Annotated in this window: 7 protein-coding genes and 1 pseudogene; 4 read left to right on the top strand and 4 right to left on the bottom strand. The window is 49.6% G+C overall.

Features of this window, described 5'->3' with window-relative positions; all coding sequences use genetic code 11:
• Positions 1 to 34 precede the first annotated feature (34 nt).
• A pseudogene (locus tag OXN25_14305) lies at positions 35 to 831 on the top strand (IS5 family transposase).
• Positions 832 to 926: 95 nt separating this feature from the next.
• Positions 927 to 1,556, top strand: a complete 630-nt coding sequence (locus tag OXN25_14300) for a hypothetical protein (GenBank protein MDE0426025.1) — start codon at positions 927 to 929, stop codon at positions 1,554 to 1,556.
• 93 nt (positions 1,557 to 1,649) lie between these two features.
• Here the strand turns inward: OXN25_14300 and rpoC are convergent, their stop codons facing one another.
• Together rpoC and rpoB are read right to left on the bottom strand one after the other, a co-directional pair.
• Positions 1,650 to 7,691 carry a DNA-directed RNA polymerase subunit beta' gene (gene rpoC, locus OXN25_14295; protein ID MDE0426024.1) on the bottom strand — a complete coding sequence of 2,014 codons (6,042 nt, stop codon included), beginning with the start codon at positions 7,689 to 7,691 and terminating at the stop codon, positions 1,650 to 1,652.
• A 42-nt stretch (positions 7,692 to 7,733) separates the two neighbouring features.
• Complete coding sequence (gene rpoB, locus OXN25_14290) at positions 7,734 to 12,989, bottom strand: DNA-directed RNA polymerase subunit beta (GenBank protein MDE0426023.1); 5,256 nt, start codon at positions 12,987 to 12,989, stop codon at positions 7,734 to 7,736.
• A 462-nt stretch (positions 12,990 to 13,451) separates the two neighbouring features.
• Between rpoB and OXN25_14285 the strand changes: the two genes are divergently transcribed.
• Both OXN25_14285 and OXN25_14280 read left to right on the top strand, forming a co-directional pair.
• Positions 13,452 to 14,000 (top strand): DUF4416 family protein, encoded by a 549-nt coding sequence (locus OXN25_14285; GenBank protein ID MDE0426022.1) that lies wholly within the window; start codon positions 13,452 to 13,454, stop codon positions 13,998 to 14,000.
• On the top strand, positions 13,984 to 15,165 hold the full coding sequence (locus OXN25_14280; GenBank protein MDE0426021.1) for a P1 family peptidase: 1,182 nt from the start codon (positions 13,984 to 13,986) through the stop codon (positions 15,163 to 15,165). Before OXN25_14285 ends, OXN25_14280 begins: the two co-directional genes overlap by 17 nt.
• A gap of 7 nt (positions 15,166 to 15,172) precedes the next feature.
• Here the strand turns inward: OXN25_14280 and fusA are convergent, their stop codons facing one another.
• Together fusA and OXN25_14270 are read right to left on the bottom strand one after the other, a co-directional pair.
• Positions 15,173 to 17,302, bottom strand: a complete 2,130-nt coding sequence (gene fusA, locus OXN25_14275) for an elongation factor G (GenBank protein MDE0426020.1) — start codon at positions 17,300 to 17,302, stop codon at positions 15,173 to 15,175.
• Between the two features lie 21 nt (positions 17,303 to 17,323).
• Positions 17,324 to 18,322, bottom strand: a complete 999-nt coding sequence (locus OXN25_14270) for a zinc-binding alcohol dehydrogenase (GenBank protein MDE0426019.1) — start codon at positions 18,320 to 18,322, stop codon at positions 17,324 to 17,326.
• Between the last annotated feature and the right edge of the window lie 146 nt (positions 18,323 to 18,468).

Here is an 18,468-nt window from a genome sequence, read left to right as displayed (position 1 = left end):
TGCTACTTAGGGGGTCTTGTGGTATAATATGTTTATGGAAACCCCAAAAACAGATACATCTCAAGAACTCCCGCATGTCATAAGTGATGCAGCTTGGCGAAGCCTGTTACCCTTTCTCCGGTCTTATCCTAACGTCTATGTCGGCAATCCCGAAGCCTGTAGACGTTTTCTCTCAGCAGTGCTTTGGATCACCAAAGAGGGTGCCTCCTGGCGGGCACTGCCTGAAGTCTATGGCTATTGGAACACGATCTATCGCCGGTTCGGTAGATGGTGCGATACGGGTGTCTTTGAGGCACTCCATAAACATTTTCACGATGCGGGTGAAATCTCAGCGCTTCTCGTTGATTCTACGATGGTTCGGGCGCATTCTTCTGCCGCGGGTGCCCCGAAAAAAAAGGCGGACAAGACGCGGCGTGTCTCGGGCGAAGCCGAGGCGGATTTACCACGAAACTGAATCTTTCTCTCAGCGATGCCTGGGTGCCCTTGCGGCTGATTTTGACTCCTGGAAATCGCAACGATATAACGCAAACTCCTGCGCTCATCGAAGGCTATTGCTATGAGTATGTCATAGGCGATAAAGCCTACGACTCGGATGCCTTTAGAGAGGCGATCGTCTCAGCAGGGGGTGTCGCTGTGATTCCGCCCCGGGCGAGTCGCACTGACTCACGTCCTTATGACGAGGCACTCTATAAACGCAGGAACATCATTGAACGGTTCTTTCATCGGTTGAAACAGTATCGGCGCGTTGCGACGCGCTACGATAAGTTAGGGATCAGGTATCTCGGTTTCGTCTATTTCGCAGCTCTACTTATAACCACTAAGAAAATGTAAACACTACGTAGACAGTTCACAAGAGGCTCCTTGTGAAATAGCGTTGATTTTCCCGAGTGTGACATGTTTTGCCTTGTTAGTCAAGAAAAAAATCAATGAAAACACTAGCTATCGTAATGTTATGTTTTATCTGCGTTTGTGGAATCTGGTTAGGATATGTTGAATATAAACGACATGTATTCAACAAAAATCCACCCAAACCAGTAATAGAGAAAACTAATTCTGAGAATACCACTGAAGCTGAAACTGTAGAGTTATCAGATTCTTCTATGCCTATTGAATCGCCTGAGGTGTCTAATATAGATGCAGGTAGGGTCAAAATAGAAGGTGAAATACCAACGAGTCCACCTATAGATTCTGAACCTGAACAAGTTAATAAACCGCTTTGGCCTGGAATTGATAATCAGGAAACAGAAACTATTGTACCTTGGGAAGATCCGAATACTGCTAGTACTAATTACCGTGATATGGATCCAGAGGAATATGCGGAGCACTGGCGTGAAAAACTCAAGGAACAGCATGGTGATATTCCAGAAGTTGACATGTTTATACAATTACATTTAGCACTTCATAAGAAAGAGCCAATGAAATTAGATGATCATGTAACTTTTGTAGAGCTTCTTAATTTTTTCTATCCCAGCGGTGATAACGCTAAAGGATTAGAAGAAATAAAAGCTTATCGTGAGGAACTCGGTGGTGATACACTTTTAATGCCTCCGAAATAAAACAGAACAGGGGTGCTAAAAGCACCCCTGTTTTACTTGCAAAATTGAAAGGAAACCTGCGTAGCAGATGGCCTCTTGATAATTGACAACTACTTAATCATCAGAGGCTTCCGCGATTTCCGTATCATCAGAATCAACCTCTAAGTTTCGGAAATCAGAGAATCCACTACCGACAGGGATAAGACGTCCGAGGATGACGTTCTCTTTCAAGCCATAGAGCTGATCTCTTTGTCCACTGACAGCAGCATCCGTTAGGACTTTCGTCGTCTGCTGGAAGGAAGCAGCCGAGATGAAACTATCCGTGCTCAAAGAAGCCTTACTGATGCTCTGGAGAATGGGTTCACCTGTGGCAGGTATATCCCCTCTATCCTCAACTTCGTTGTTAATACGCGCAAATGCTTTGCGCTGCACCTCATCATTCGGGTAGAAGTTCGTATCACCAGGTTCTTTAATCCGAACCTTCGTGAGCATCTGCCGTACGATTGTCTCAACGTGTTTATCGTTGATAGTGCCTGCCCCATAGACCCTCTGAACTTCGTCAACAAGGTATGCCCACACCGCTTCTTCACCTTCCACAGCCACACCTTCGATTGCAGTGCGTCCGATACTCAAAATGTCGTGTGGATTGAGAAATCCATCGGTGAGTGAGTCGCCTGCGTTGACCCAGTCGCCTTCAGCGACACGACGTTTTTCATCAGGGATCGGATAGAGACGGCTCTGGTACCCCTCATGTTCAATGCGATAGTTGGGAACACCGTTCTTCGTGCCTGCAAATCGGACGTACCCCTCAATCTCAGCGATTTCAGCGGCATCGTCGCTTTTGGGTCGGCGCGCTTCAAAGAGTTCTGTGACGCGTGGAATACCTGCCACAATATCGCTGTTCGCCGTTCTCTCATGGAGTTCCGCGAGCGTCTCACCCGTCTGCAACCTATCCCCCTCTTTGACATCAAAAGAGTAGCCGGGTGGGATGACGTGAGGCACCCGAGTGCCATCAGATGTCTCGATTTCAATACGCATCCGCAGCGCGAGGTCATCCACTTCAAATCCAGGACAGAGTCCCTTCTTCTGGATACCCTCAGCAACCACTGGCGGTAACACATCGCCTTCACTATAGAAGTGATCCGTACTATCGGAAGCTTGACCCTGCTCAGCAGATACATCCGCAGGAGATGCTACGTCCTCCACATCCCGTTGCTTGATCGTCACAAAATGTGCACGTTCCAATTCGTGGTCTCTATTGGGATTAGAGGTTTCTGTCGTCATAACACTCGCATGGTAAATCTCGGTGAGCGTGTAAGTCGGCTGCTGGCTTTCCTTCCTGAGATCACGGTACGCCTTCGCGGAAAATTCAACACCCGCCTTAAGAGGCTTCTCAATATCCCGGTTATCCTCAAGGATCTGGTACTTGTCAATTATAGCATCGAAACCCTTAAACTTTCGATTGTATGCCTTGTACTCATCCTCGGTCAGTTCATCCTTGCCCTCCAATTCCTTCTTGAGGTCAACGTGATGGACAGCAATAACCTTATAGCCTTTCGTGAGTTGCACTGTGAGCGGGGTATCCGACTTCAGAAGTTCCTTGTACTGGGTTTCCGTAAGACGCTGACCAACAACCAATTCTGTAGTCCCGCCTTCAATCTTTGTCACCTCAAAATAGGCTTCAACATCAAAACCTTTGTATTGGCGACGGTATGCGTTGACTTCCTTGGATGTAAGTTCCGCGTCTTCCTCGAATGGACAATCGGCGCGATTAAGAGCCGTGATACGATAGATACGTTCCGCCTTGATGGCATCACTGGCGACTTCCGATTCTTTTTTATCAACGGCAACAGCAGGATATTTTATCCCAAACTGCTTTTTCTCACTCTCAGTCAGCAAGTCGCCTTGTTTGAGGGAACAATCAGGATGATAGACCTGTGTTACACGGTGCCGGAGTGGCGGTGCATCAAAACCAAGGTAACGTCGATGGGCACGTTCTACCTCAGTCTTCGTTGGCTCAGCACCGACCTCAAAAGGACAGTCAGAATGATACACAGCTGTCACGACGTACCGTTCAGTTTCTTGCCTCTCAACCTTAAACGCCCGTTCAAGCTGCTTGTACTGTGCGCGCGCTTCCGTATATTCACGTTCTGTTAGCTCCTGACCGACCGTGAACGGCGAAGCATCCGAAGTTGACTCCTCAGCCAACACAGTAGACTGCTTAAGCAAAGCAGGCGCATCAGGGATTTCTGTATTCATGATGTAAACCGGCTTTGAATCCACTTCAAAGGGTGTCAGCCATGGTGTGATAACCTCAGATGACACTTCCTGTCCAACCTCAAACGGTAAGTCATCTCGAGTACAGGCAGTTACGCGGTAAACAAGTTTAAAGTTTTGCGCGTTAACGGTTCTCGCTTGCTTGTCGACAGGTGCAGGTTGAGTGCCGGACCTCTCCGCTATTATTTTCTGGTTTGCCGCTGTTAATTCCCGTCCTATGTCGGGAACATTCGGGGGCCTGGGGTCGGTAGGCCTTTGTATAAGTGAACCTCCCGTTGACGGCAATTGCTCGGCAGTAAAAAGTTCGCCTGTTTCTGAATCTCGAGAGAGCCATTCTCCATCAAATCCATACCGAATCTCTGCCTTTAATTTTTCCATCTCTTCAGCAGTGAGTCGATCGCCAGGCTTCAGTGAGACATCAGCGTGATGCACCTTTGTCACGCGGTAGTGCTGCTCTACAAAACGCTGGAAGCCATAGGCTTCTTGTGCTTTCGCGTATTCCGTTTGTGAGAGTCGATCACCGACCTCCAAATCACAATCACCATCCAAGACCTCTGTGACTTCGTACAACCACGCCTTGGTATCAAAACCCTTATAGCGTTCCGTGTTTTCGATATACTGCTTCTCACTGAGGAGTTCGTTTACACGCAACGGGCAATCGGGGTGATTGATTTGTAAGATCTTATAGGCAGGCCCATCAAAACTCATTCGGTTTTCGGTGGATATCCAGCGTTCGCCCTCTTTTTGCACCGTACGACCGGGTTGGAAATCGAGGAAACGCACCGTCCCATTGACTTTAGATAAGATTTTCCGCTGCCGGGCTTCGGTAACATCTTCGACGGCACCACCCGTGTGGAACGTCCGCATGGTGAGCTGGGTTCCGGGTTCACCGATAGATTGCGCAGCAATGATACCGATCGCTTCACCCACATTGACGAGATGGTTCGTCGTGAGATCGTTGCCGTAACACTTGGCGCAGACCCCTTCTTCAGCTTCACAGGTGAGTACAGAACGCACCTTCACCACCCTTATGTCAAGTGTGCCAATGTGTTCCGCCATCTCTGCTGATATGACAGCATTCGCGGGAACAACTACAGCATTGGTCTCTGGGTCAATGATATCTTCGCCAGCAACACGTCCATTAATTTTAAAGGCGAGGTCTCCACCAGCCGTCGAAAATTTCTGGATGCTGTTGAGGGTCCCACAATCTTCGGCAGTAACACGCACATCCTGCGCAACATCCACCAACTTCCGTGTGAGGTAACCCGATGCAGCGGTTTTCATCGCCGTGTCCACCAAACCTTTACGAGAGCCGTAGGTAGAATTAAAATAGTCAATAACATCCAGACCTTCACGATACGAACAAAAATAGTTAGGGAGTTGGTCGTCTTGACGCTGCGTAGATGTCCCTATCGGCGGAATGAGGATATCGCCATCCTGTTTCGCCTTCAACCCAATAAATGCACTGATTTGCATAAACGGGTTTTTCCTTGCACGCGCACCACTATCTGCCATGATATGCACCGGACTAAACCCTTCTACGGCTTTGTCGTGGATCTCCGATCCACTGGCATCCACGTGGGGGTGAACCTTGCGTGGATCGCCACGCTCGACCAAGGCAGTCCCTATCCTCGGCAAGGTATCGAACATCTCATCTTCTATTTTATCCATTGCATCTATCCAGATGCGAATCTGCTCGTTTTCGGACTCCTCGCTCTCAGTGGCAGAAGCACCTTCAAGGAGTGCATCAATTCGTGCCTGCGCATCGTTGACCAAGGCATTCCGGTTTTCAGGGGTCAGGTAATCAATGATACCGGGTGAAATACCACTCAGCGTTGCGTACTCGAAAGCAAGTTTTTGGATTTTCTCAAGTACGTCGGTTGTCGCGCGTGTTCCCAATTCGGGATGGTTGAAACATCTGGAGATGAGGTCAGATAATTCCCTACCTCCCGCCTCAGCATTGAAAAATCGTATATGCTGCGCCGACGCTTGGTCTTCCCAGTCTAATTCAGGGGGTAGCACCTCGTTAAAGATAACCCGACCTACCGTTGTGAGAATGGGTTCTGTGGTTTTTCCACCCTCCGTCTTTTCACAAAAAAGTTGGAGACTGTCATGAAGTTTAAGTTGACCGGCTACATGGGCAGCGATAACCTCTTCTGGACCGGAATAACGTCGGTGGTACCACGGTTTGTCCTGAAGTGCTTCAAAAGCAGCAGGATCCTTTTCGGCATAAGCGGCATGCAAATCCTCAGCGTCCTGCGTGTGTTCAGGTAACGTCTTTGTGAGGAAACTCGGCCCAAGCACCATATCGAGTTCCGGGACAACTACAGGATCTCCATGTGAAGGCTTGAGAATATTATGGCTACTGAGCATCAGCATTTTCGCTTCAGCCTGTGCCTCCACAGTCAGGGGTACGTGAACAGCCATCTGGTCGCCATCAAAATCGGCATTGAAGGCTTTACAGACAAGCGGTGGAATTCTGATGGATTTGCCTTCCACCAAGACAGGCAAAAACGCCTGAATGCCGAGTCGATGCAACGTCGGCGGGCGGTTGAGTAGAACAGGATGGTCGGCAATAACCTCCTCCACAACATCCCACACCGGTGAATCCGCATCCACATGTTCAGCGAAATGTTTCGCCCGTTTAATCGTTTGCGCGTGGTTATGCGCTTGAAGTCGCTCAATAATAAACGGCTTGAACAATTCCACTGCCATCCGTTTTGGAATACCACATTGGTGCAACCCCAATTCGGGACCAACAACGATAACACTTCGCCCAGAGTAGTCAACCCGTTTTCCAAGAAGATTCTGACGGAACCGTCCAATCTTACCCTTAAGCACATCAGCGAGGGATTTCAGGGGACGATTACCGGGACCGGTTACACGTCTACCGTGGCGTCCGTTGTCGAAGAATGCATCGACCGCTTCCTGCAACATCCGTTTTTCGTTTCGGAGGATCACCTCTGGCGAACGGAGTTGTATCAACTTACGGAGTCGATTGTTACGATTAATGACACGCCGATAGAGATCATTGAGATCGCTCGTAGCGAAGCGTCCGCCCTCAAGTGGAACCAAGGGCCGCAAATCCGGCGGAATAACCGGAATCACATCCAGAATCATCCACTCGGGTCGCTGTCCCACTTCGACAAACCCCGCTATCTGCTTCAGCTGCTTGGCAACCTTAAGCTTTTTCTGGTGGCTCGTGGTTTCCTCAAGCATTTCGGTGAGTCGTTTCTTCTCCGCTTCAAGGTCAATATTACTCAAAATCTCGCGAATCACTTCAGCCCCGGTACCCGCACGAAATCCGCCTCGGTATTTGTTACTATACTCAAGGTATTCAATTTCGGTTAGCACCTGCCGAGGTTCCAGTGGGCACTCCGGATCGGTCACCTCAACGACAATAAACGCGTCAAAATAGAGCACGAGTTCAACTTGGCGTGAGGAGAGTTCACAGAAAGTACCGATGCGCGACGGAATACCTTTAAAGTACCATATATGAGAGACAGGAGCGGCAAGTTGGATATAACCGAGCCGTTCCCGGCGAACGCGCTGTTGCGTGACTTCAACGCCACAACGGTCACATATTACACCTTTATGTTTAATCCGTTTATACTTACCGCAGTTACACTCCCAATCCTTTTGCGGTCCGAAGATAGCCTCACAGAAAAGTCCTTCGGGTTCGGGTCGGAAAGAACGGTAGTTGATGGTTTCCGCTTTCTTGACTTCACCGCAGTTACATGTCCCCTTTTCCGGGCATATAAAGGGACCATCCGCAGCATCAGAAGGATTCCTACGCCTGCAACTCGTCTGCTTCGCCGAGTCTTTAATCTGTTCCGGCGAAGCAATCTTTATGGAGATGCTGTCAAATGCCTTGTTCATCAGTTCTCCTTTCGCGTATCGCTATTAGCGGTTCGCGGTTCGCTAATCATCACTGTCTTTGTCAAGGGATACATGCAGTCCAAGTGTTTGGAGTTCACGGACGAGGACCTTGAACGATTCGGGCGTACCTGGTGGTTCTGGGTTCAGTCCTTTCACAACCGACTCATAGATTTCCCGTCTGCCAAGCACATCATCGGATTTGATCGTGAGCATCTCTTGGAGCGTATGCGCTGCGCCATAAGCCTCCAACGCCCAGACCTCCATCTCACCGAGCCGCTGTCCGCCGTGCTGTGCTTTACCGCCTAAGGGCTGCTGTGTAACGAGGGAATACGGACCGGTTGAACGGGCATGCATCTTATCTGCAACGAGATGGTTCAGTTTCAGGAAATAGACGTATCCGACTGTCACTTCTTGTGCGAACGGTTCGCCGCTTCTACCGTCATAGAGGATACTTTTACCCGTCTGCTTACTCCGTTCGGGCAGTTCGGTCTCCCCGAGCTTTTCAAAAATTTCCGACTCTGTCGCGCCATCAAATACCGGGGATTCCGCACGAATGCCGAGTTCATGGCATGCCCATCCGAGATGAATCTCCAAGATTTGACCGACATTCATTCGAGACGGCACACCCAACGGATTCAGCACCAACTCAACCGGCGTACCATCCGGAAGGTAAGGCATATCCTCTTCGGGTAAAATTTTAGCAACAACGCCCTTGTTACCATAGCGACCCGCCATCTTATCACCGACAGAAATCGAACGCTTACTGGCAACATAGACTTTCACGCGTTTAATAACGCCGGGTTTCAATTCATCCCCCATCTCTAATTGCTGAAGTGCTTGTTCCTTCTCTTCTGTGTAAGTCGTTATTCTTCCCTGCGCCATCTCCTCAACACGCTGGATGTGTTCCATCGCTTCCGCACCGGTTACACGGATGTCCGAGAGCGACAAACTGCACGCTTTGCGCGCCTTTTGATAGTCAGCATCAGAGACATCATCGCCAACCTGGAGTTCACACTGGGGGTCGAAAACAGCTGTAATATGCCAAGTAGCCTCAGTTTTAAGGTCTCTCGCAGTCCGAACGAGTGATTCGCGCTCTTCAGGGGTTAATCGTTGACCGGCTGCAATAGAACGCGCCGGAAAGTCCCTGCTAACTTGCTGGTGATCAGCATCGGAAATATCCTGACCAACTGTCAATGGACACTCGTCTTCAAAGACTGCCGTAACGTGCCAAAACAACTCGGTCTGTAAATCCAGATATGTTTGGCTCAATTGCTCCCATTCGCTTTGGGTAAGCATCTGTCCTTCCGTGAGGGGTCCACCAGACGCTTCAAGTTGTGCGACAACGGCTTGCTCAAATTCAGAACGTTCCACTTTTCGCAATTCGCTGTTCGCGGTCTGCGGTTCGCTGTTCGCGGTTACCAATTCGTAGAAACCCCAACTATCGGGTTCTGCGTTTTCTTCAGTTACCAACACTCCGAATCGCGCGCCTGTCTCAGTAAGGACCTCTTTAAGGTGTTCGGAATGCTCTCCATCTTCGGCGTGAGCCTCCTCACACACAGCAACTGCAACCACGCCATCATCGGGAGCACGGAGCAGAACATCAATAGAATCCGATTGTGTATCTAAAGGTTCCGTCGCTTCATGGAGAAGCGGTTCAGTATTTTCTAAAAGCGGTTCGCAAATCCGACCAAGATATGCTTGCACTGCTTCAACGGTTTCGGGTCCAAAATGTGGTGAGCCGGCGACCTCTTCTATCATACCATCATTTTCGTCACCTTCAACCCCCAATGGGTCTTCAGTTGACAGATCCGGATAATGCACCACAACAGTCGGCGCAAGTTCAGGAACACCTGTTACCCTATAGAGCGTTTCAGCGACAAAAGCTTCGGAGATCGTGTCTTCAGTTACCGTATAGTATTCATCTGCCGTAAAACCAGAGATATACGTATCCAAAATCTCAGCAGTGAGTGTATCCCCCACATCAGCAAAAGGTACAGCGGCATCGTTACCGCCCACCGTGTAAAGTGGATTAGCAAGTTCGCATCCGATGAGCGTCTTCCGAATCTCCTCACCCTTTCGGTAACGAATAGAAGCACACTGTTCGTACCAGGTCTCCTCAATCTCTTTACGTTTCGACTCAAAGCGCAAGCCATCAGGAATTGAAGACCCAGATTCGCCCTGCGTCCACTCCCCGCGTCTCTGTGAGACATCGGGTTTACGGGAAAACACCTTTACATCAATAACGACCCCTTCAACGCCCGGACGGACATAAGTAGAGGCATCTCGGACCTCCTTAACCTTTTCACCAAAAATTGCACGCAGCAGTTTCTCCTCCGGTCCATACTCGCTCTCACCCTTCGGTGTAATTTTTCCGACGAGTATACTCCCCGTGCCAACGACACTCCCGACGCGAATGATCCCTTCTTCATCGAGTTGCGTGAGCCGTGCTTCGCTAACGTTGGGAATATCACGTGTAATTTCTTCGGGACCGACTTTCGTCTCACGTGCCTCGACCTCGAACTCTTCAATATGGATAGAGGTGAAGGTATCCCCTTTAATGAGGCTCTCGCTGATGAGAATAGAATCTTCGTAATTGTGACCACCCCACGGCATATAAGCACACAACACATTCCGTCCGAGCGCGAGTTCCCCGCTCTCTGTAGAAGTCCCGTCTGCAATGACCTGATCAACTTCCACTGTATCGCCGACTGCGACGATTGGACGTTGGTGGATACAGGTTCCGCTGTTACTCCGCTTGAAGGTCTGAAGTTTGTAAACATCGTAACCCATCTCACTGAAGGTATTCTCGCCTTTATCGTGGTGAAGGGTTTCACCCGTGTATATGAGGATTTCATCAGCAGAGACGCTTGTGACGGTCCCGGCACGTGTCGCCGTTACGAGTGCCCCGGAATAGCGCGCAGCGGGTTCTTCCATCCCCGTTCCAACTAACGGTGCTTCTGGCCGGATGAGTGGCACAGCTTGACGCTGATGGTTGGATCCCATCAAGGCGCGGTTAGCATCCTCGTGCTCCAGAAATGGAACAAGCGCAGCAGAAACCCCGACAATTTGTTGTGGGGCGACCCCGATATAGTCCACCCGCTCCATCGGAAGGGACAATACATCTTCTCCACTCCGAACAGGTAACGTCTGTTCAGAAGCATTCGCACCCCCATTCGTATCGCGTGGAATTGACTTTGCGGCAATGAAAGCGGCATCTTCGCTATCCGCACTCAAGTATTCTACCGAACCCACCGTTGAATCGTTCTCAACCTTATGATAAGGTGTCTCTATAAAGCCGTAAGGATTTATCCGTCCATAGCACGCCAACGAGACGATGAGTCCAATCGATGGACCTTCAGGTGTTTCCAACGGACAGACCCGCCCGTAGTGTGTCCGATGGACATCTCGGACAGCTGCCGTGGCTCTATCTCGGTGGAGCCCGCCCGGACCAATGGCTGAAATACGCCGTTTGTGTGTCAACTCATCCAGCGGATTAATTTGCTGCATGAATTGCGACAACTGGTTCGACCCGAAGAACTCACGGAGTGCCATCATCAACGGCTTCGGGTTAATCAGCGTAGACGGAATAATCTTATCGATATCGTTGGTCGTACTCAATCGTTCACGTGTTGTTCTGCGAATCTGAAAGAGTCCCATCCGGAACTGGTTTTCAAGCAATTCGCCGATAACCCGCACGCGTCGGTTGCCGAGATGGTCAAGATCGTCCTTTGGCGAGACGCCGTTATGTACATTAAGAAGATGCGCTACCGTGGCAGCAATATCTTCGGCACGCAGCGTGCGAAATGTCTCTTCGGGTGGTTCCCCGTAAACAGACATATTTTTAAATTTGTGATTAAGTTTGTACCTTCCAACGACACCTAAATCATACCGGTGTGGATCAAAAAGGAGCCACGAAAGGTGTTTGCGAGCATTTTCCACACTCGCTGGATCCCCAGGTCTCAGCGTCCGAAAAATATCCAGCAGCGCTGCATCTCTCAAACCAGGCTGATCCGGGTAGTCCGCCTGTCGATCGCGTTCCAAAGTATTCCGTAAAAACCGGATATGCTGGCAATCCTTTTCATCCAATACTGTAAGTGCCTCAACAGCAGATTCCTGGAAGCGTTCCAACTCGGTTTCAGTCAGTAATGTATTCGCAGTCAGGAGTACTTCGCCGGTTTCTTGATGGATAACATCTTCAGCGCAAACTCTACCTTGGCTATTTTGTGGCAAAGCGCGTTCAGCTGCGAACGTATCTTTCCCATAACGGTCGCGTGCGTCTTCGTATTCTGAATTCGTCAGTATCTGTCCAACGGTGAACTCACATCCGCTATTATGGGTACCAATAACGCGTTGAAGAAGTTCGGTTTCAAAGCCTTTCCATTTTCTACGAAGGTTGGTGCGTTCCCTATATGTAATTTCCTGTCCGACTTTTAGGGGACAGCCTTCATCCTTTACAGTAATAACGCGATAATGCTTCTCTGCTTCAATCTCTGGATAATCCTTCTTCGCCTGTCTAAACTCTGCAGCAGTCAACAAGTCCCCGGGCTTAATCTGCTTCGCGGGTGCTTCAACGCTGGTGACACGCCATCCATCGAGGACGAGTCGCTCCGTCTTGGCATAGAGTTTCAGAATATCGGCGTCGGACTCCCAACCGAGTGCACGCAGCAGCACAGTTGCGGGTAATTTCTTCCGTTTGTCAATGCGGACGTAGATTTGATCCTTCGCGTCAACTTCAAATTCTACCCATGCCCCTCGATAGGGGATGATCTGGGCAGTCGGCGTTCGCCGTCCATTCGGCAATGATTTTTCAAGAAAGATAGCCCCTGGCGAGCGGTGTAACTGGCTCACAATCACACGTTCACTGCCGTTGACAATGAAACTACCATTTTCAGTCATTAAGGGAACTTCGCCGAGATAAACATCGGATTCACGGATATCCACAACATGTGGTTCATCGGCGTCCGGGTCTGCCTCGCGTAAGACCAACATAATACGCGCTGTGAGAGATACCTGATAGGTTACACCGCGGGCAACACACTCCTGAAGTGTATACTTAGGTGTACCGAGGCTATAACGAACAAATTCAAGGCTGTTTGTCTCCGAAAAGTCACGAATCGGAAACACTTCCTTAAATACGGCTTGGAGGCCCTGATCTTTACGTTCATTGGGAGGAATATCTCGTTGTAGAAAACCATCATACGAGATTCCTTGCGTTTCTATGAGATTTGGGAGTGGAGTCTTAACTTGGGTTTTAGCAAACGACAGTCTCTTATTCTTCTGGATTGGCTTTTTGTTCACTGAATGGAGTCTCCCTATTTGGCGGTGGTTACGCAGCGTAAAAATAGACTTTTGAAAAAGCCCGCTTCGCCAGCTGCTTTTTCCGTCTGAATATGGCGACATAGCATAACAGAATATTATACATTATAATTCAGAAAATGTCAAGAAAAAACCAAAAAAAATATAATTTTTCCATATTTCCCTAAAATAATGTAGGATATCTGTCCCTAAAGTCCAATTTTGGCATGATTAACAAAGCGTTGACACCTGAAAAGTTGTCTGATATACTCAATATGCCCAATTTATGGTAGTGTTCTGTCACATCTAAACTGAGAGGCAGTTTGTAGTAGGGCAATTCATTGCCCGTTCCTGACGTGCGATAAATCGCACTACTACGAACCGGGATTTCCCCATCATTTGAAAGTTGACAGAACAGTAGTGCAGCGCGCGGATCTCGTTATGGGTTAGACTACGGAGTACCACATGGGAACAATTACAATACCACAACCTGTTAAAGCGATTATCGGTGTGCTGACCCCGGAACCCTGTCTTCTACCAACTGTTTATACCGAACTGACCCATCATTTGGGTCCGATTGACTTCGCGAGCGAGCTCACGCCTTTCACGAGCACAACTTATTACGAGAGAGAGATGGGACCAGGCATTCAAAGACAATTCATCAGCTTTGAAAGACTGATTGACGCAGGCACATTGGCAGAAATGAAACTATTTACAAACAGAATAGAGCAAGCCTTTGCCACAGAAAAGCCCGACGGAAAGGCGCGGCGTGTCAATTTAGATGCGGGGTACCTGTGTATGGCAAAACTCGTCCTCGCCTCAACCAAAGACAACGCGCATCGTATCTATCTCCGCGACGGCATTTATGCCGAAATTACACTCCGTTTCTATCGCAAAACCTTTCAATCTTGGGAATGGAGCTATCCGGATTATCGTTCACCAACTTATGTTGCTATTTTTAACCGAATTCGCAAAATTTACAGGAATCAATTAGAAAATGCAAATACTCCCTAAAAAAACACAAAGCATCGCGCCATCAAGTGGCATGAAAATGTTGATTTTTGTCCTTCTTACAAGCACTTTCTTCGCATGTTTCCTATACAGCACAAACGCTGAATCCGCAGATTCAGAGACTCGCGCTCGTGCCCGCGACATCGGCATCCAGATTGGAACTATCCCAACGGGTCCACACAACGCTATTACCGATGTAGCCGGTGTGAAAGTAGGACACGTCACCCTGAACGAAGGCGACACAATTCGCACCGGTGTGACTGCCATTCTTCCAAGCGACGATATCTGGACAGCACGTCTGTTCGGCGCAGCACACACCATTCACGGCAACGGTGAAGCAACCGGTATCGCTCGCATAAACCAAGCCGGATGGGTCGAATCTCCTATCTTACTCACAAATACCCTCAGTGTTGGTGCTGTCCATGACGGTGTTGTGCGTTATATTGTGAACCGATACCCGAACAATAACATCGTCCTACCGATTGTAGCAGAATGCTACGATGGCGGTTTGAACGACATCAGCGGTCTCCACGTCACACCCGAACACGCCATTGAAGCCATTGAAAATGCGACGAGCGGTCCTGTCGCCGAAGGTTGCGTTGGGGGTGGAACGGGTATGCGGTGCTATGGGTTTAAAGCCGGTATCGGCACCGCCTCCCGTGTCCTCCCCGAAGAACAAGGCGGATGGACAGTCGGGGTCCTCGTTAATTCCAACGGCGGTCGTCGTTCCCAATTACGCATTGACGGTGTCCCCGTCGGTAAGGAGATTACAGGTTCTCCACCGAAACTGGGCAGAGACGGATCCTTTATCATCGTTATCGCGACCGATGCACCACTGACGCATCGTCAATTGAAACAGTTAACGATACGGGCAACACACGGACTCGCTCGGACAGGCACACCGAGTACCGATGGTAGTGGTGAATTCGTCATCGCGTTCTCCACGGCGAATATTTTCCCAAGCCGTACGGAAAGCGGCACTTTCCAAATCGAGATGTCAGTTAATGGACGTTTGAGCGCACTCTTCCAAGCAGTTATTGAAGCGACAGAAGAAGCGATTGTCAATTCGATGACCATGGCGACTACAACAACCGGACACAACGACAGAACGATGTATGCGATTCCCTTGGCAGAACTGCAACAAGTGATGAAAGCACACAGACGCTAAAAGGTGTTTAAGCCGAAATAACACGACTAACGCCCGGGGCGAGAGATTCTGGCACAACATCGTAATGCGAAAATTCCAATGTAAAAGCACCCCGTCCCTGCGTCATCGAACGGAGTTGCGTTGTGTATTGAAACGTCTCCGACAACGGTATAAAGGCATTAATGACATTTATAGATGCATCTTGCGTCGTGCTCTCATTAATCTGCGCGCGGCGTGCGTTTAGGTCTCCAATGACTCTGCCAACATGCTCATCAGGAACAGTAATATGTATCCGCATAATCGGCTCCAAGAGCAATGGATTCGCCTTCCTGACAGCATTTTCAAACGCGAGAACCGCCGATGCCTCAAACGCTATTTCCGTGGAATCCGTGGGATGATAAGAGCCACCCGTAAGCACTACTTTCACATCTTGCATCGGATAACCGATGCGCGGACCCGTTCCCATCGCGCCTTCCAGTGCCTTCTCAATGAACGCTATGTATTGCCGCGGAATCTGTGTTTCGTCCGTTTCATCTTCAAACTGAAACCCAGTACCGCGTTCTAACGGCTCGACTGTGAGGACTACATCCCCGTAGATACCTGCTTCGTCGGTTTTATGGATGTGTGTCCCGCGCGCCGCTGCAGTCGTGCTGATAGTTTCCCGATACGCTACCTGAAGTTTGCTAACCCGTGCCTTAACGCCGAATTCGCGTATCATCCTATCTGTTAAAATTTCCAGATGCAGTTCACCCATCCCGGAGATAATCCGCTGCCCCGTTTCCTTATCAATCCCGACTGTAAAGGTTGGGTCTTCGTCCATCAATTTTTCGAGCGTCTCCTCCAATGCATCCGCATCGCTGGCACGTTCGGGTTCAATAGCGATAGAGATAACCGGCTCTGGAAATGTAATGGATTCCAACAGGATCGGCTCTTTTTCATCAGCGACCGTATCTCCTGTTTTCGTATGCTTAAGCCCGACCAAGGCAACAATGTCTCCAGCGTAAGCTGCATCAGAGACAGCCTCTTTATTGGCATGCATTTGTAAAATACGATTGACCCGTTCGCGCCTCTCAGAACGGACATTATAGACAACCGTCCCACTCTTAAGTGTGCCCGAATAGATCCGACAGTATACGAGTTTGTCTACTGTCGGATGGCTCGCCACTTTAAATGCCAACGCCGACAGAGGCGCGGTGTCGTCTGCCGTACGAGTTACGCTGTCCTGTTCAACGGGTGTCTCTTCTGCACGTTTAGAACGCGCACCACCGGTGTCAGCATGCGGCACTGTCCCCTCAATGGAAGGTACATCAATAGGGGAAGGCAGAAAATCAATCACAGCATCAAGCAGCGGTTGAACACCTTGGTTTTTTAACGAACTCCCACAGAACACAGGAACTAACGCTCTCTTTAGTGTCGCTGCACGAATACCTTTCAACAATTCATCGTGGGTTATCTCTTCGCCGTCCAGGTATTTTTCAAGCAACACCTCATCTTCAACAGCAATACTTTCAAACAGATTTTCTCGCGCCTGCGCCACCTCATCCTGTAATTCACTCGGAATCCCGTCTTCCGTATAAGTCTGCCCGAGGTCAGTTACATCCCAACGCATGGCTTTCTGCGTCAGCAAATCAACAACACCCGTAAAATCCTGACCTTCACCGATTGGCAATTGCAGCGGAAGCGGATTCGTCCCCAACCGTTCCTTCATCATCTCCAGCACGCGGGCAAAATTCGCGCCAACTCTGTCCATCTTATTAATAAAAACAATGCGCGGGACATCGTAGCGATCAGCCTGATGCCAAACAGTTTCCGACTGGGGTTCCACCCCACCGACAGCACAGAAAAGCGCAATAGCACCGTCTAAAACCCGTAATGACCGCTCCACCTCTACGGTGAAATCTACGTGTCCGGGTGTGTCAATAAGATGAATTGCGTGTTGCCGCCAGAAACAGGTGGTCGCGGCGGCGGTAATTGTCACCCCGCGTTCGCGTTCCTGTACCATCCAATCCATTTCAGCAGTGCCGTCATCGACTGCACCGATTTTATGTTTTTTGCCGGTGTAAAAGAGAATGCGTTCAGTTGTGGTTGTCTTGCCAGCATCAATGTGTGCCGCGATGCCGATGTTGCGAACGTTTTCAATGGGATATTCGCGTGCCATGTGGTTCCTTCAGTCTCCAGTCTACACGTTGTTCCATTGCAGAACAACACCCAGTAAGCCCGGATTCCATTCCATGAGCAGTTGATACGCCTTCGATGCCTCTTTTCCGGGAACGCGATGGCTAATCAACGGCGTAACGTCGAACCGTTTCTGGGCAATAAGCGATAAGAGCAGTAGACTATCGTCTTCAAGCGTCCAGAAATTCGGTGAAGAGTCTTGGCGTGGGCGGATCGCATTGTGTGCGCCATAAAGGATGAGTCCCTTCTTATGTACATCACGATAGAAGTTCACATTCGGTGTCTCTCCGCGTGTACTCGCCAACAGGACTACCCGTGCCCATTGTCCTGCCACATCTAATGCAGTGCTGACGGCGTCGGGATGTCCAGTCGCCTCAATAACGACCGCAGGTCCATCGCCACGCGTCGCAGCGTTCAACTGTTCGGAGAAATTAGCATCTTCAGGGTTGAGCGCAAAATCCGCCCCCATGCTTTTAGAGCGTTCAAGCCGACTGTCAGTGAGGTCGGCAGCGATAACCGGTATCGCACCGCTGAGTTTCGAGAGCTGCGCCGCCAATAAACCGATAAGTCCCTGCCCTAAAACCAACGTCGCTTCACCCAATTCAATTCGTGCCTTGCGGACACCTTGCAGTGCAATCGCACCGAGATTGAAAAAGACGGCTTCTTCAGCAGGTACATCGGCAGCTGGGACTTTTAGCAAGCGATTCGGTGCGGTTATAAAGTGGCTGGTGTGTCCCTGTGTTGAAGCGACGCGGTCCCCGACTGTCCAGTCTCTGACTGCCTTCCCGACCGCCATCACCGTGCCGATGTTGCTGTATCCCGGACGGGATGGATAGCGTCCTTGCGCGTTAGGCAGTCCCAATAGAAACGCACGCTCCGTACCGGGACTGATGAGCGTGCAGTCCGTCGCAACAAGGACTTCACCATCTCCGACAGGCGGCAAATCAAACGTCTCAACGTCAACTTTGGCACGACTCGGCCAAACAACCCGCTGTGCTTTCATGTGGGCTATGAACCTTTCAATAGAATAAAGGATAGTTGTTTCCGCGCAGTATAGCACAAAAACAACTATCCGTCAAGCGTTAATTCACATTCGGGTGTGTAAATATTTTGTCAAGATACTCATGCGGTCTTTGCGTGTTTCCGCCA

Source organism: Candidatus Poribacteria bacterium, assembly GCA_028820845.1.
GTDB lineage: Bacteria > Poribacteria > WGA-4E > WGA-4E > WGA-3G > WGA-3G.
This window is presented reverse-complemented; position numbering and strand designations above follow the sequence as displayed.